Source organism: Gilliamella sp. Bif1-4, assembly GCF_001690535.1.
GTDB lineage: Bacteria > Pseudomonadota > Gammaproteobacteria > Enterobacterales > Orbaceae > Gilliamella > Gilliamella bombi.
The window spans coordinates 87,869-104,079 of record NZ_LZHC01000016.1 but is presented as its reverse complement, the minus strand read 5'-3'; the positions used below and the strand labels follow the sequence as shown (position 1 = coordinate 104,079).

Below are 16,211 nucleotides of genomic sequence, written 5' to 3'. Positions count from 1 at the left end.
AAAATTCCTATTTATATAAATCTATTTATTGTGTACTTTTTTTAAATACAACATCAATCACCACAATTTCAGAACGCGTCATTAAGCGAATAGGTGGTCCCCAAAAACCATATCCACTACTTACTATACTAGTAAAGTTATTATCTTCATTTTGATACAAACCATAAGCGTTTTTATACATTAACTTTTCAATAAGGTTAATTGGAAATATTTGCCCTGCATGGGTATGCCCAGAAATCATCAAATCAACACCTAACTTTGCTGGTTCAGTAAGATCTTTGGGTTGGTGATCTAATAAAATAACCGGTGTATTTGTATCTGCAAACATCATCAATTCCGCTAATGTTGATCTTTTCACATCATAAAGTGCAGAAGAAAAATCATCTCGCCCAATTAAAGTAATCCCCATATCATCAAGGTATACAATATCATCTTTTAAAACTTTCATTTTTGCTTGTTTAAAAGCATCAATAATATCCTCTTCGCTATTATTTTGTTTTCTAGTATTTAAATATTCGTGGTTTCCAAAAATAACATAGGTACCATATTTCGATTTTAACTGCTGAAATTGTTTATCAAAACCTTGTTCAGTAAAGGGCGACAAACGTTTATCTAATGTATCACCTGTAATTACAATAAAATCGGCATTTAATTGATTTACTTTATCTATCATTTGTTGAATAAATCCACTCGAAGTTAATTCATTAATATGAATATCACTAAGCTGAACAATACGCAGGTTTTCAACATGAGCTGTTTTATCTATTTTTACTTGATAATAAACGGTTTTCGGACTAATTGCCATTTCATGGCTGCAATAAAATAGTGAGAAAACTAAGTTTACATAAACAATTCTAAGCAGTAAGTTAGGCTTTAATTTTTTTTTGCTGAGCAAATAGATCGCATCAAAAATCAATAGAATAAAAATACTACACAAAAATCCAGCAAAAATAATATTAAAAATCAGAGATAGCTTATTAAAAATACCACCTAATGCCCTAGAAAGCACCAATGATAATCCAGCAATTGCAACAAATAACCAATAGATGATTTTAGAATAACCAGTAAAATGAAAATTGAACCAAAATGACCATCGTTTACCTAAATAAGTAATCATTAAAATACCGATCACTATAACCATAAATAAAATAGAAAAATAAATAAAACTCATAATTATCTGAACAATTGAATACGAATAATGATATGATAACAAAATTATTTTTTTTCGTACCAATAACTTTTTATGGATATTAAAAAAGACCAATTATTTATCACACCTATTGAAAAATTGGGGGATTGGACTTTTGATGAGAAAGTTGCCGAAGTTTTCCCTGATATGGTGCAGCGCTCTGTTCCTGGTTATTCTAATATCATCTCAATGATCGGCATGCTAGCTGAAAGGTTTGTACAACCTAATTCCATGATTTACGACTTAGGTTGTTCATTAGGCGCTGCTACATTATCTATTCGACGTAATATCAATCAAGAAAATTGCCATATTATTGCGGTTGATAATTCTCAACCAATGGTTGAACGTTGTAAGCGACATATTGAATCCTACAAGTCAAGCACACCTGTAGATGTAATTTGTGATGATATTTGTCATATTAACATGCAAAACGCATCAATGGTTGTACTCAATTTCACCTTACAATTTTTAACCGCTAAAAATCGTCAACGTGTTTTAAATAATATCTATAATGCGTTAAAACCAAATGGCATCTTAGTTCTATCTGAAAAATTTAGCTTTAGTGATACTTGTATTGATGAATTACTATTTAATATGCATCATGATTTTAAGCGTGCTAACGGCTATAGTGAGCTTGAAATCAGCCAAAAACGTAACATGCTGGAAAACGTCATGCTAACAGATACTATCGAAACTCATAAACAGCGACTATCTGAATCAGGTTTTAAACACATTGACACTTGGTTCCAATGTTTTAATTTTGGCTCTATTATTGCCATAAAATAACAGATTAATTTAAGCGTAATTGATAAAGGATAATAGAATGATTGATTTTGGTGATTTTTACCAGATTATCGCAAAAAATAGACTTAGTAGTTGGCTTGAAGTCTTACCTGCACAACTCGCAAATTGGCAAAAACAAAACATAGATAGCCGCTTTAATCAATGGTTTAACAGTATCAAACATTTACCATCCATCTCACCTTATCAAATTGATTTATTACATAGCGTCACTGCGAAATCAAAAGATCCTCTGTCTACGGGTGAACAGCAAAGGATAACGCAACTATTAAAAAATATGATGCCATGGCGCAAAGGCCCTTTTCACTTGTATGGAATTGATATTGATACAGAATGGCGTTCAGATTGGAAATGGGAACGCTTAATTAATCATATTGATTGTTTAGAAGATAAAATTGTTTTAGATGTCGGTTGTAACAGTGGTTATCATTTATGGCGAATGATTGGAGCTGGAACAAAACTTGCTGTCGGAATTGATCCTATGGCGCTTTATCTATGCCAATTTGAGGCTATTCGTAAACTACTCGGTAACGATCAGCGAGCACATTTATTACCACTTGGAATTGAACAACTGCCCAAACTTACTGCCTTTGATACAGTTTTTTCAATGGGGGTTTTATATCATCGCAGATCACCGCTGGATCATTTATTTCAATTAAAAGATCAACTTGTTCAAGGTGGTCAATTAGTACTGGAAACATTAGTCATTGATGGTCCTGAACATACAGCTCTCATGCCAGGTGAACGTTATGCACAAATGCGTAATGTCTACTTTATTCCATCAGTTCCAACCATGTTTAATTGGCTAAATAAATGTGGCTTTTCGGAAATCAAAATGGTAGACATTTCACAAACAAATGTAGAAGAACAACGTAAAACAGAATGGATGACATCAGATTCACTTGTTGATTTTTTAGATCCAAATGATTCAACAAAAACTATTGAAGGCTACCCTGCTCCAATGCGAGCTATTTTTATTGCTAAAAAATAAATATTAGTTGGCTAAAAATTTTTCCATACGTTAAAATCCTAATTATTGTTATATTGATATAATATATTATTTAGGATAAATCAATAAGCTTATGGTATATTTAAGCTCATGAGAATTTTGTAAAAAATATTTACCTTCACATTATTTATCATTACTTCATTTTGTAAATAAATTGAAATAGTGATTATACAATAGCCTCTCAAAAACTAAACATATTGCAAGTAGCATTTTGATAGCAATTGTTATAACATGTAATCATTTTTTATAAAAAAATGATTACATGTTATAAAGTAATAAGCCGTCAAAAACGTTGTAAAAAACTTTCAGAAAAATACGTGTTTGAATATAACTATAATCAATTGATTTTAACAATTTCTCTTTTAGGAATATAGGAATAGAAAATAAAAATGGAATTACTTAAGTTCATCTTGCAGTTACCTTTTTATATTTTGCAAAAAGCTTGGGAAATAATTAGTTATTTCTTTGTTTTTTTGCTAATTTTAACAAAAGGAATTTTTTGGCTATTTAGTCCAATTATAGGTGATGTTAAGTGGTCAACACCAAGTTGGCTACCTAATGTTAAAACATTTTGCTTCACCATAGGTTCCACATTAAACAAAATAAAAACCATAATTGGTGCAAGTATTCTTTTTGGCTTTATTGCTTATTTTTCAGCAAATTATGCCTATCATTGGTATTTAAACCGTCCAAAACCGATTGAGCCAGCACCTATAGTAATTAAGGCCTATTCAGCCAGATTGCTCCCACCAAATACAAGTAACGATATAGTATATGTACAATTTACTGGAGGTAAACGTCCACCAATTCCACTAGAATCAGTCAATAAAAGTGAAATAACAGAAGGTATTACTATTTCACCAAGTATTGAAGGCAAATGGATGTGGGTAAATGATTCAACATTAAAATTTACACTAACGAATAAAAACTGGCCACTTGGTATCAAATATACAGTCGAATTAGACCCTTCAAAATTATTGGCTGAAAATAGTGAACTCGAAAAAAACAGTACAACCTTCACCTTTATTTCGCCTAACTTTGAATATAATTTCAAAAATTATGGTGAACTTTATTCAAATCCTACCGAACCTAATATTAGAAACTTTATAAATACAATTCAATTTAGTCATCCTGTTGATAGAAAAAGTTTTGAGAAAAATATTATTTTATCGCTTTATGAAAATAATACCTTTTTAAAGAAAGTCGATTTTACTGTTACTTATAGTGATAACGACAAAATTGCCTACGTAAAAAGTGAACAAATTCCTTTGCTTGATAAAGAGGGTTATTTAAAAATAACAATTAATAAAGGTGTTACTTCAACGTTAGGAGGGAATTCAATAAATTCTGATATAACTAACACAACAAGTGTACCTGATAAATATCATCTAAACATTACTAAATCTGAGCTTACATTGGTTGAAAAAAGCAATGAAAAGATACAACAAGTATTAGTTTTATCATTAAGTCATGCAGTTAAATCTGAGGATTTATCGAAATTAGTTAAAGTCTGGAAATTACCTAAAAATCCACATACTCCATATAAAGAACGATATTACGACAATTATTATCGTAGCTATAAAACAAAACTCAACGTAACACCAGAAATACTTGAAAAAGCAACGCTTCTATCAATGAAACCAATTGATACTGAACTTGCTTATCAAAACCAAATTAGCTTTGAATTTAAAACAGAACAAAATTCTGAGTTGTATATTGAAGTTAATCAACCTTTATCGTCTCAAGAAGGTTATTTTCTAAAAGGACAGTATCAAGAAGTATTAACCGTGCCTAATTACCCAACTTATCTTGATTTTGTTGGGTCGGGATCATTATTATCTTTATCAGGCGAGAAAAAACTACCTATAGTATCGCGCAATGTAGAACAGATGAAGTTAGAAATAGATCGCGTTATCCCGTCACAGCTTCAACATTTAGTAGCTTTTAATCAAAGTTACGAATTTAGCGATATGAATTTTGGCGAATTGGATAATGATCATTTTATTGAAAAATACAGCATAACTAAAGACGTTACAGGTGCTCCTGAAGAAGTTAAATACACAAATGTCGATTTAACTCGTTACTTAACTGCTAACACAAATGGGAATAAGAACCGTGGTGTCTTTTTGTTAAGACTTTATGGAAAAGATAAAAAAGATACTAAATATGAGTTCATGGCTTCACGCTTTATTGTCGTTACGGATTTAGGAATTATCGCCAAAAAGTCACTTGATCAATCCAATGATCTCTTTATTCAATCAATAAGTTCAGGCGACCCCATTAGCGGTGCTAAAGTTTCAGTTCTAGGCATGAATGGGATTACTATTACGTCTAAAACTACAGATGATAATGGCCATGTTCGTTTTGCACCATTGTCTGAATATTATCAAGGCATCAAGCCTCTTTTATATGTTGTTGAAAAAGACCGTGACCTATCATTTTTACCAATCCAAAGTTATGAAAGAAATTTAAATCTATCTCGTTTTGATATCGGTGGCATTCGTGAAACCCTTGATGGTGGGACGTTACGATCTCACATCTTTTCAGATCGAGGTGTTTATCGCCCTGGCGACACATTCCATATAGGTACCATAGTTAGAGCTCAAAAATGGACTAATTCCTTAGAGGGTATCACCGTAGAAGCAGAAATTTACGATCCAAAATCCAATCTAGCACTCAAAAAATCGATTGTACTAAATAAATCAGGTTTTAATGAACTTAGCTATAAAACTAACTATGAATCCCCTACTGGTGATTGGTATATTAATTTATATTTAAAAAATGATGATGAAGAATCGCGAATCCTATTAGGCTCAAGTTCTGTTGTAGTTCGTGAATTTGAACCAGATAAAACTGCTGTTTTTCTTAAGTTGTTGCCAGAAATAAAAGATGGTTGGTTAAAACCTGAAAATATCCAAGCTGAGATTAAAGCCAAAAACCTAATCGGTACTGATGCAACTAATCGTCGAGTCACAAATACATTAATTCTTGAACCATCAACACCTTACTTCAAAAAATATGAAGATTACTATTTCTACCAAAATATTTCTGGTGAAAGAAATAGTTTTAAAGTTGAATTAGATGAAAAAACAACAGATGAAAACGGTATAGTAAAACTCAATCTCAATGACAATATACAAAGCTTTGAAGGAAACTACACGCTAAGAATGTTAATTGATGTTTTTGAGCCTGATAGTGGACGAAGCGTTGCGACAACTGCAAGCACCTTTATTTCACCAAATGATTATTTAGTCGGTGCAAAAGCGGATGGCAATTTAAGATATATTAACAGAGATTCAGTCCGTCATATTGATTTTATAGCGATAAATCCAGCTTTAGAAAAAATAGAGTTATCTGATCTAAAACTTGTTTTAATTGAAGAAAAATATCTATCGGTATTAGTTAAACAATCTTCGGGGGGTTATAAATATGAATCACGCCATAAAGAATCGGTTCTATCAGAACAACCATTTAAGATTAATCAAGATAAAACTGGATATCAATTAGATAGTAAAAAACCTGGTAACTATATTATTCAAATCAAAAATAATGATGACGAATTACTTTACCAAGGTAAATACTCTATTGTAGGTAAAGCGAATGTCACCAGTGATTTAGGCAGTAATGCGGAGCTTTCATTAAAAATTAAAGACGCACAATATAATCCGGGCGACGAAATAGAAATCTCAATCACAGCTCCTTATGTAGGTAGTGGTATTATTACTATTGAGCGCGACAAAGTGTATGCTTGGAAGTGGTTCCATACAGATACAACAAGCTCAATACAAAAAATAGCCCTACCAAAAGACATTGGTGGTAATGGTTATATTAATGTCCAATTTATTCGTGACCCAAATTCAGATGAAATTTTTATGAGTCCACTTAGTTACGGTGTTATACCTTTCAAAATTTCAAATGAGCAATTTAATGATAAAATCGTATTACAAGCACCATCACTAATAAAACCAGGTGAAACCCTGCCAATTACTTTACACACTAATACGCCACAAAAAGCGGTTGTATTTGCTGTAGATGAAGGAGTTTTACAGGTTTCGAATTATAAACTTAAAGATCCATTAAATAGTTTTTTACGCAAAAAAGCACTATCTGTAAGAACTTCGCAAATTTTAGATCTTATATTGCCAGAATTTCGACATTTAATAACAGCTTCAGCACCTGGTGGTGATGGTGATAATGATGATGTCTTATCAAATCATTTAAATCCATTTAAACGGAAAATAGATGAACCAGTAGCTTATTGGTCAGGTATTATCGATGTCGATGGCGATAAAACCATTGAATATAAAGTACCTGATTATTTTAATGGCAAAATTCGTATCATGGCAGTATCGGTTGGTGAAAAAACAATGGGACATACTCAAATGTCAACAACAGTACATAATGATATTGTTTTACAACCTAATGCCCCATATTTTGCTGCACCAAATGATGAGTTTGAAGTTTCCCTAAACGTAACTAATCTTATTGAAAACATTGGTGATAAAGTAATTCCTATTAATGTTAAAGCTTCAACCACTTCTAACCTATCAATCACGAGTGATAATAAAAAAACCATTGAATTGGCTAATGGCAAAGATGGGATTTTAAAATTTAACTTTAAAGCAACAGATCAGCTTGGTAATGGCGATCTTCACTTTTCCGCCAACTATAATGATATTACAATCACTCGTGATATTAGCCTTTCAATAAGACCATTAACTGAATACAGATTAATCACCAGTATGGGAAGAATGGCAGATAATAAACAAGCATTTATTGATTTTAGAGACATGTATAGTAACTTAAGTAAACGTGAAGCTGCTGCGTCTTATTCACCATTTATATTAAGTAAGGGCCTAAGTACCTATTTACAGGATTACCCTCACTACTGTTCTGAACAAATTGTCAGCCGTGCAATTCCTATTTTGATCGCGAGTAAATATAAGGAATTTGATCTGGCCTCAAAAAAAGGTATTGCCCCGTTATCAGAACTATTTCAAGTACTGCAATCTCGACAAAATAGTGAAGGTGCAATTGGTTTATGGTACTCAACTTATAATGTTGATCCATTTATTACATTATATGCAGTAAACTTTATGCTTGAAGCAAAAGAAATGGGCTATCAAGTTCCCCAAAAAATGCTTGATAATGCTAATAAATATTTGCAAACAATTGCTGAATCTAGTGATACTAGTACTTATGGTTTAAGAGTCCGTGCTTATGCTATCTATTTATTAACAAGGCAAAATCAAGTTACAACAAGCTATTTAGCCTCTACCATTAGCAATCTTAATCGAAAAGATGATTCATGGAAAAAAGATATAACAGCAATGTATTTAGCTTCATCTTATAAAATGTTAAAGATGGATAAAGAAGCAAATAAATTAATCAAACCTGTTTGGCAACAATTAGAAGCTGCATATGATCGTGCTTGGTGGCTAAACAATTATTATGATCCACTGGTCGTTAATGCAGGAAAAATCTATTTAATTAGCAAACATTTTCCTGAAAAAGCAAAAGATATTCCTGCACAAGCATTAGAAAATATGGTTATCATGCTAAATAAACAAAAATATACTACTCAATCAGCAGCAATGACAATATTGGCTTTAAGTAGTTATTCGCAGAGCATTGAACAATCAAATTTATCTAAAGATACTCTTGAAATTAATGCAATATCAAAAGATGCAGAAAAACAAAGAATTATTGCAAATTTAAGTGGAATTTTAGCTAAAGGCAAGTTTAATGATCAAGATGCACAATTAAGCATAACTAATAAATCAAGCTTACCTGTTTGGTATATGCTGTCTGAACAAGGTTATGACAAAGATATCCCTAAAGAGCCAATTAAACGGGGGCTTGAAGTATATCGTGAATTTACTGATCTTGATGGCAAACCTGTTGAACAAGTCAAACTTGGCGATAAAATTAACGTAACAGTTAGAATCCGAGCACTAGCAGATGAAGGTGCAACTAATATTGCCATTGTTGATTTACTACCAGGTGGTTTTGAAGTAGTACAACAACCAATAAATTCTCAGGAAAAAGATTATGACGAATATATTCAAGATAATGAAGAATATGATGACTATGAAGAAGATGATTATGATGAAAATTATGGCTGGGTTTCACCAATTAGTATAAAAACAGGAAAATACACTTGGTATCCTGAATATACAGATGTACGTGAAGATCGTGTTATTATTTATGGTTCAACTTATAATAATAAAATACAAGAATTCACCTATCAAATAAAAGCAACTAATGTAGGAATCTATAGCATTCCACCTGCATTTGGTGAAGCAATGTATGATCGTGATATTCAAGCCGTATCAAAAGGTGGGCAAAAGATAAGTATCATCCCACAACAATAGTTGTTTTTATAATTAATCAATCACTGAAACGGGCTTATAGCCCGTTTTTTTACCAAAGAAACGATAATAATAAAAACCATGTTCTAAACCATCCTTTTAATACTCAAACGATTAAATTAATCGTATGCTTAATATAAAACAGAAAATGAAACAATAAGGTTATTGATAGGCAAATGAAAAGGTAAATGCTATGCTTATAGCATTATAAAATAATATATTTTCGATTAACATTTAAAGGTAATTTTTATGACCCTACCGTCTTTTTTAACACTATATAACGAACTAATTTCAATACCAACAATTAGTAACGTTACTAACAAGGAATTAGATTATTCTAACAAACCACTCATCGACAAGTTAGCCTGTTGGTTTGAAGATTTAGGTTTTGCTATTGATATCCAAGCCGTTCCTAATACTCGTTATAAATATAATATGCTAGCTACTTATTCAAACAGTGAAAATAAAACCCAAGGTGGTTTATTGCTAAGTGGACACAGTGACACTGTTCCGTTTGACGATGGGCAATGGAGTAAAGATCCCTTTAAATTAACGGAAGAAAATAATAAGTTATATGGACTTGGCACCGCTGATATGAAAGGTTTTTTTGCCTTTATTTTAGATGCGCTGCGTGATATTGATCTTAAAAAGTTAACTAAGCCCATTTATATCCTTGCCACCGCCGATGAAGAAACATCAATGGCTGGTGCCGCATTTTTTGCGAAGAATACTAAATTACAACCTGACTGTACTATTATTGGCGAACCAACATCGTTAATCCCCATCAGAGCACATAAAGGATTTATCTCTAATTCCATTAAAGTAATTGGTAAATCAGGGCATTCGAGCGATCCCGATAAAGGCATTAACGCTATCGAAGTGATGAATTTAGTCATTGAACGCTTGTTAGTGCTAAAACAAAAATTTAAAGAACAATATCATAATGACGGATTTAGCGTTCCTTACCCTACTCTTAATTTAGGTGTTATTCACGGGGGCGATGCGGCCAATCGTATTTGCGGTTGTTGTGAGCTAGTGATTGATATTCGTGTATTGCCCGATAACGATGTTGATTCACTTTATCATGCGCTTTGTGAAGCACTGCAACCCGTTATGGATAAATATCCAAATCGAATTGCTATAGAATACGAAGTTGCCCCAATTCCGGGCTATGAGTGCAAAAAAGATCATCCAGCATTACAACACATTGAAAAATTAGTCGGTCATAGTGCGCAGACAGTCAACTACAGCACAGAAGCCCCCTACCTAAACCAAATTTCACCAACGATTGTATTAGGACCTGGTTCAATTGAACAAGCACACCAGCCCGATGAGTTTATTTCAATGGACTTTTTAAAACCAACTAAAATAGCAATAGAACAACTAATTAAGGATTTTTGTCTTTAATCTGTTTTTTATTCGCCGATAAAATAACATCGGCGAAATTTTATAAAATAAATCTAACTAAATGGAAAAAGTTGCAAAATCGGTAGCGATTTCAGTATTTGCAAAAACACTTTTTGCTTCATTAACTAACTTTTTATTGTTATTCAAATTATATCTTGGGCTTATATGAGTCATAATAAGTCTTTTGGCATTAGCTTGTTTGGCAATCGTTGCCGCATGTACAGTGGTGGAATGACCACGTTCAATAGCCTTATCAACTAAAGCATGTTCTTGGGTTGCTTCATGAACAAGCAAATCAACATCATTAGCAAGATCAATTGAGGTTTGGCAAGGAATAGTATCACCTAAAATTGCTAATTTTCGGCCTTTTTTAATTTGACCTAAGTAATCTGTGCCATTAATTATTCGCCCATCATCAAGTGTAATTGTTTTACCATTTTTAAGATCGTTATAAAAAGGACCAGCCTGAATATTATCTTGCTTTAATTTATCGATGTTAAGCTGAGCTGGTGGATCTTTTTCTATAATACGATAACCAAAACACGGTACACGATGTTGTAATAATTTTGCTTCTACTTGAAACTGATTATCTTCAAAAACGGTACAATTTTCTTCAAGCTCAATGATGTTAAGAGGATAGGTTAACCAAGAATAACTAATTTCAATAACAGTTTCAATAAGGATTTTAATTCCTTTCGGAGCAATCAATGTTAAAGGAGATTGATTCTGCATCAAGGAACGGGAAGTTAAAACACCTGGTAGCCCAAACAGATGATCGCCATGTAGATGTGTTAAAAAAATGATCTCAAGTTTAGCAAGACTAAACTTGGCTTTTTGCATTTGCATCTGAGTTGCCTCACCACAATCAAAAAGCCAGAACTTACCCCGCTCTTGCCTAAGATCCAATAAAATACTGCTCACATTACGTTGTAATGTTGGGGAACCAGCACTTGTCCCTAAAAAAGTCAAATTCATAAAGATTTAAACATTTTTACGTTCAATAGTCTGCTCACCCCAGAACAACTTATCCGCTTTGGTTTTAGAAAACGCAATTTTTAACACTTCATCACTACCTTCTGACCAAATTTGTTCGGCAAGTTTTTCATCATGGTTAGCTAGCTCAAAAATAGCCTCAGCAATTTCAATCGAGGTTTCACGAACAGAAGCCCAAGATTTAATATTATGTATTTCTTTTTTATCGATGTTCATTTTGCTACTCCTTTGAGTTGAATTAGAGGTAAAATAAACCTATTTACTGCAAAACACAATAGGCTAAATACGTATGATAACAATTATTTCTCCGGCGAAAACTTTGGATTACCAATCTCCATTATTAACCCAAAATTACACACTTCCTCAATTTATTGACTCAACTAAAAAACTTATTCAAGATTGCAAAAAACTAAGTGTTGAGAATTTAGCTAACTTAATGTCTATTAGCAAAAAATTAGCCGAACTTAATTATGAGCGATTTAAAGATTGGCATAGTGATTTTAATCTTGAAAATGCAAGACAAGCTATACTTGCTTTTAAAGGTGATGTTTATGAAGGATTACATGTTGAAGATTTTACTGATAAAAATCTAAAGTTTGCACAATCCCATTTAAGAATATTATCAGGGCTTTATGGTATTTTAAGACCACTTGACCTAATTCAACCTTATCGGTTAGAAATGGGGATCCGTTTAAAAAATGGTAGTAACACTAATCTTTATCAATTTTGGGGCGATAAATTAACTCAACACCTTAATAGTGAACTAGCCAAAACATCAGATCACACATTAATCAATTTAGCCTCAAACGAATATTTCAAGGCGATCAAACCAAAACAATTAAATGCAACTATAATTCAACCTATTTTTTTAGATCAAAGCAAAGAAACCTATAAAGTTATCAGTTTTTATGCAAAAAAAGCACGCGGACTAATGAGCCGATACATTATAAAAAATTGCATTGAAAAGAGTGACGATATTAAAAGTTTTAATCTAGAAGGCTATCAATTTGATTCGAAACGATCAACTGACTTAGAATGGTACTTTATACGCAATCATCAATAAAATAATAATGATGGAATTTCTTACTACATTATGGGCACAGTTTTTATCTACTTTGCCTTTATTTATCTTAATTTTATTAGGATATTTAGCTGTTAAAATTGGTCGTTGGCAAAAAACAGTAACCGATAGCTTAACTAAATTTACTTTTTATATTGCATTCCCCATAATGCTGTTTCAGATTATGAGTCATTTTTCTGAACAGTCGCAAATCGATATAAAAGTGTTATTCGTCTTTTTTGGTGGATCATTTATCGTCTTTGCGTTTGGTTGTTTGGTTGCATCAAAATTATTTAAATTAACAGGTTCAGAAAGTACACTTTTTGCTATGGGTGGTATCTATACTAATACCGTCTTTGTTGGTATTCCCATCATCAAAATGCTACTTGGCGAGAAAGCAATCCCCATTGTAGCCATTATTGTTATATTTAACGCTCTGATTTTATGGACACTTGCTACCATATCAATTGAATTTGTTCAAATGGGTAAATTTTCTGGGCAAAGCTTTGTCAAAGCATTAAAAAACGTATCAAAAAACCCTATTATTATTGGTATTTTCACTGGGATTGTGGTGAATTATATTGGATTACCTATGCCTAAATTTATCAATCAGTCAACAAAAATGGTCAGCGATATGACAGCACCACTCTCATTAATTGTGTTAGGTATGGGACTGGCTGAATATAAAATTCGCGACAAATTACTTATTACGACCTCTATCTGTATTTTAAAATTGGCTGTATTGCCAATTGTTACTTACATTATGGGTAAGCTATTAGGTTTACAAACTTTGGAATTACAGGTAGTGGTATTACTTAGTTCGGTTTCAATTGCAATAAATTGTTATATGATGGCAAGACAGTTTGAAGTGTTACAAGGACCTATTGCTTCAAGCTTGCTAATATCAACGACGCTGTCTTCTATTACAACGCCGCTAATTTTATCGATTATGACCCATTTACCTTAACTGCTTATTGTGCTTAACTCAATGATCGATTTTTAACTTTGTAGTGTAGCAATAGTGCCAACACAATAACTACACTACCTAATATAAAGCGTAACCAGTCTAATGATTGATGCCAAATAACCACATTCACTAAAATCCCTGTTGGGATAACCACATTATTCATAATAGCCAAAGTGCCCGAATCAACTTTTGTCGCACCAAAATTCCATAAAAAATAACATATGCCAGAAGCAACTACGCCAAGCCAGATAATAATGCTCCATTGTAAAATAGTTGTAGGTAATTTTGATGCATCGCCAAAAAGTAACCAACCTACTGTTGCCACAATTACCGCCCCAAAGTAAACCCAAGCAAAAGCCTGATGTTGAGGCATTGGATATATCTCCATAATTCTTTTATAACCAACCTGCCCTAAGGCAAAAACAATATTAGCCCCTTGAATTAATAAAAAGCCAATAATAAAGTTTGCACTAATATGATCATAACGAATAATAGCGGCACCAATAACTGCTATTATTGCCGTAAAAAGGTAACTCAATCTTAATGGATGACGTTGCAGTAAATCATAAATAACCGTGACATAAATAGGTGTAAAAATGGTAAACAACAGCACTTCAGGTACTGAAATATATTGGAAGGAATTATAATAAAAAAAGTACATAATTCCTAATTGACAAGCCCCAACACCCATTAAAAGAAATAGGGTTTTAAGCTTAATATTTCTAAAGCGTAAAAAAGGTAAAAAGGTAATAAATGCTAACAAAACACGCATAACCACAGCAAACCAAGTATCAACCTGTCCACTGATATAAACACCAATAAAACTAAACGAAAACGACCAAATAATTGTTACAAAAATAAGATAAAGCATAATTGATGAATATAAAGAAAATAATTAGAGACGCATCGTATCAATTGGCTTAGTACTTGTAAACTTTATATCATAAAAATTGATTACTATGATAAAATAATTGACAATCTGTAGGAATTGCTAGCGCTGTATACAATAGTCTGAGAAACCATGGTAATGGACATGCATAAAAAAAATTTAATAAATAAAATTAAATGTTAGTGATAAAAAATTGACTAACGTAGCCTCTTTGGTGCAAATCCAAAACGTTGTTTAAAGTAAAAAGCAAAACGAGAGTCTGATTCATATCCCACTTCTTGGGCAATTTGTAGGATCTTTTTTGGGTGGTTTGTAACAGCATTAAACCAAAATTCATTCTTATATCTAAGATAATTTTGGATAAATTATATCCTTCTAAAGCAAGATGTCGCCGTAAAGTTGATTCGCTCATAGCAAATTGTTTAGCAATTTCTGCTGCCTGCCACTTTTTGTCTGGCTGCTGGTTAATAATTTCGCGAATTTTTTGGCTAATTTTCGGGTTATTATTCAGTGGAAAATACACACCAAATGCAGATAATCTAATTAATAGTTCAATAAATAAATGTTTAACAAGATTAGAATTGCATTGGTTATGTGTAAATAATTCTGTTTTAATTTGTATTAGTCGAGTAATAAAAGTTTCAGGTAATATTGTTTCAACTTTAATTTTTTTTAAAATTTGATTGATCTGATAAAAATGAGATAAAGCTAATTGGTCTAGTAGCTGTGCATGCCAAGAGTAACAAATGGCTTGATAATCCTTATCATCAATATAAAAATTATTTATTGGTATGTCCACACTTTTTAGTACCAAAAAGATAAGGTCATCGATTTCTTTTGTATTCAATCGGCGACTGGTAATTTTATGTTAAATGAAGTCGATTATAATTAAACCAATCGACATTGTGATTAAATTCCAATTTAAGTTGCGCAAGTGAATCAAAAATAGTATTTGACACAAATTCTGTTTTTACTGCTTTAAATGTGCTTTCTGCAATTGCGTTATCAGAAGGGCAGCCTTTGCGACTTAACGACCGTTTAATTCCAAATGTTGTTAAACATTTATCAATCAAATGATTATCAAACTCTTTTCCTCTATCAGAATGAAACAATTCAATCGTCTGTAAGTTCATTGGAATTTGACTCATAGCTTGTATCACCAGTGCTGCTGTTTTATGCCTTCCAGCACTTCGCCCTACTATTTCTCGATTACTGATATCAACAATTTAGTGTAGCCTATCCAATAGGTTAAACGTTTTTTTCAAATTTGAAATTAGGGTATTTGTTAAGGAGTGTAAAAAGATAATTATTGATTCATTAGAGCGCTTTTGTCTACGATAAAAACCCTGAGAATGTCGTCAAAAAGTTTCAGGTAACTATGTGTTTCAGTATAAAAAGCAATTGAGTATAAAATGTAAATTTTGTTAGGATTGCATTGTCGATACTTTTCAACAACAAATCAACTGTCTTCAGATGTTGTAAAAGATAGTACATGTTATAATTAAAACCATGTGCAATATTGATT

General features: G+C 32.2%; 12 protein-coding genes. 6 read left to right on the top strand and 6 right to left on the bottom strand.

Going from position 1 to position 16,211, the window contains the following annotated elements; all coding sequences use genetic code 11:
- Positions 1 to 25: 25 nt before the first annotated feature.
- Positions 26 to 1,117, bottom strand: coding sequence for a metallophosphoesterase (locus tag A9G25_RS02550; protein ID WP_176701062.1), 1,092 nt, complete (start codon positions 1,115 to 1,117; stop codon positions 26 to 28).
- 126 nt (positions 1,118 to 1,243) lie between these two features.
- Between A9G25_RS02550 and cmoA the strand changes: the two genes are divergently transcribed.
- The 4 genes from cmoA to argE all read left to right on the top strand — a co-directional run bounded on the left by cmoA (position 1,244) and on the right by argE (position 10,777).
- On the top strand, positions 1,244 to 1,975 hold the full coding sequence (gene cmoA, locus A9G25_RS02545; protein WP_065625614.1) for a carboxy-S-adenosyl-L-methionine synthase CmoA: 732 nt from the start codon (positions 1,244 to 1,246) through the stop codon (positions 1,973 to 1,975).
- A gap of 37 nt (positions 1,976 to 2,012) precedes the next feature.
- Positions 2,013 to 2,981, top strand: coding sequence for a tRNA 5-methoxyuridine(34)/uridine 5-oxyacetic acid(34) synthase CmoB (cmoB, locus tag A9G25_RS02540; RefSeq protein WP_065625613.1), 969 nt, complete (start codon positions 2,013 to 2,015; stop codon positions 2,979 to 2,981).
- 407 nt (positions 2,982 to 3,388) lie between these two features.
- Entirely contained in the window at positions 3,389 to 9,373 is a 5,985-nt protein-coding gene (locus A9G25_RS02535) for an alpha-2-macroglobulin family protein (RefSeq protein WP_065625612.1), read from the top strand.
- A gap of 240 nt (positions 9,374 to 9,613) precedes the next feature.
- The gene (gene argE, locus A9G25_RS02530; protein WP_176701065.1) at positions 9,614 to 10,777 is read left to right on the top strand and encodes an acetylornithine deacetylase; all 1,164 of its coding nucleotides are present in this window, start codon (positions 9,614 to 9,616) and stop codon (positions 10,775 to 10,777) included.
- A 57-nt stretch (positions 10,778 to 10,834) separates the two neighbouring features.
- On the opposite strand, the gene rnz is transcribed toward argE, so the two are convergent.
- Positions 10,835 to 11,752 carry a ribonuclease Z gene (gene rnz, locus A9G25_RS02525; protein WP_065625610.1) on the bottom strand — a complete coding sequence of 306 codons (918 nt, stop codon included), beginning with the start codon at positions 11,750 to 11,752 and terminating at the stop codon, positions 10,835 to 10,837.
- A 6-nt stretch (positions 11,753 to 11,758) separates the two neighbouring features.
- On the bottom strand, positions 11,759 to 11,986 hold the full coding sequence (locus tag A9G25_RS02520; RefSeq protein ID WP_065625609.1) for a YccJ family protein: 228 nt from the start codon (positions 11,984 to 11,986) through the stop codon (positions 11,759 to 11,761).
- Positions 11,987 to 12,059: 73 nt separating this feature from the next.
- Between A9G25_RS02520 and yaaA the strand changes: the two genes are divergently transcribed.
- Together yaaA and A9G25_RS02510 are read left to right on the top strand one after the other, a co-directional pair.
- Positions 12,060 to 12,833 carry a peroxide stress protein YaaA gene (yaaA, locus tag A9G25_RS02515; protein WP_065625608.1) on the top strand — a complete coding sequence of 258 codons (774 nt, stop codon included), beginning with the start codon at positions 12,060 to 12,062 and terminating at the stop codon, positions 12,831 to 12,833.
- A 7-nt stretch (positions 12,834 to 12,840) separates the two neighbouring features.
- Positions 12,841 to 13,797 (top strand): AEC family transporter, encoded by a 957-nt coding sequence (locus tag A9G25_RS02510; RefSeq protein WP_065625607.1) that lies wholly within the window; start codon positions 12,841 to 12,843, stop codon positions 13,795 to 13,797.
- Positions 13,798 to 13,810: 13 nt separating this feature from the next.
- Here A9G25_RS02510 and A9G25_RS02505 read toward each other — a convergent pair whose 3' ends face one another.
- The 3 genes from A9G25_RS02505 to A9G25_RS02495 all read right to left on the bottom strand — a co-directional run bounded on the left by A9G25_RS02505 (position 13,811) and on the right by A9G25_RS02495 (position 15,903).
- Positions 13,811 to 14,668, bottom strand: coding sequence for a carboxylate/amino acid/amine transporter (locus A9G25_RS02505; protein WP_065625606.1), 858 nt, complete (start codon positions 14,666 to 14,668; stop codon positions 13,811 to 13,813).
- A 190-nt stretch (positions 14,669 to 14,858) separates the two neighbouring features.
- Positions 14,859 to 15,533: a hypothetical protein gene (locus A9G25_RS02500; RefSeq protein ID WP_141674975.1), complete on the bottom strand. Its 675-nt coding sequence runs from the start codon at positions 15,531 to 15,533 to the stop codon at positions 14,859 to 14,861.
- A gap of 16 nt (positions 15,534 to 15,549) precedes the next feature.
- Entirely contained in the window at positions 15,550 to 15,903 is a 354-nt protein-coding gene (locus A9G25_RS02495) for an integrase core domain-containing protein (RefSeq protein WP_335340307.1), read from the bottom strand.
- Between the last annotated feature and the right edge of the window lie 308 nt (positions 15,904 to 16,211).

Excerpts from the sequence above, each read along its gene's own strand:
- A9G25_RS02550 (WP_176701062.1), bottom strand. The coding sequence starts at position 1,117 with ATGATTACTTATTTAGGTAAACGATGGTCATTTTGGTTCAATTTTCAT.
- cmoA (WP_065625614.1), top strand. The coding sequence starts at position 1,244 with ATGGATATTAAAAAAGACCAATTATTTATCACACCTATTGAAAAATTG.
- cmoB (WP_065625613.1), top strand. The coding sequence starts at position 2,013 with ATGATTGATTTTGGTGATTTTTACCAGATTATCGCAAAAAATAGACTT.
- A9G25_RS02535 (WP_065625612.1), top strand. The coding sequence starts at position 3,389 with ATGGAATTACTTAAGTTCATCTTGCAGTTACCTTTTTATATTTTGCAA.
- rnz (WP_065625610.1), bottom strand. The coding sequence starts at position 11,752 with ATGAATTTGACTTTTTTAGGGACAAGTGCTGGTTCCCCAACATTACAA.
- A9G25_RS02520 (WP_065625609.1), bottom strand. The coding sequence starts at position 11,986 with ATGAACATCGATAAAAAAGAAATACATAATATTAAATCTTGGGCTTCT.
- yaaA (WP_065625608.1), top strand. The coding sequence starts at position 12,060 with ATGATAACAATTATTTCTCCGGCGAAAACTTTGGATTACCAATCTCCA.
- A9G25_RS02510 (WP_065625607.1), top strand. The coding sequence starts at position 12,841 with ATGATGGAATTTCTTACTACATTATGGGCACAGTTTTTATCTACTTTG.
- A9G25_RS02505 (WP_065625606.1), bottom strand. The coding sequence starts at position 14,668 with ATGCTTTATCTTATTTTTGTAACAATTATTTGGTCGTTTTCGTTTAGT.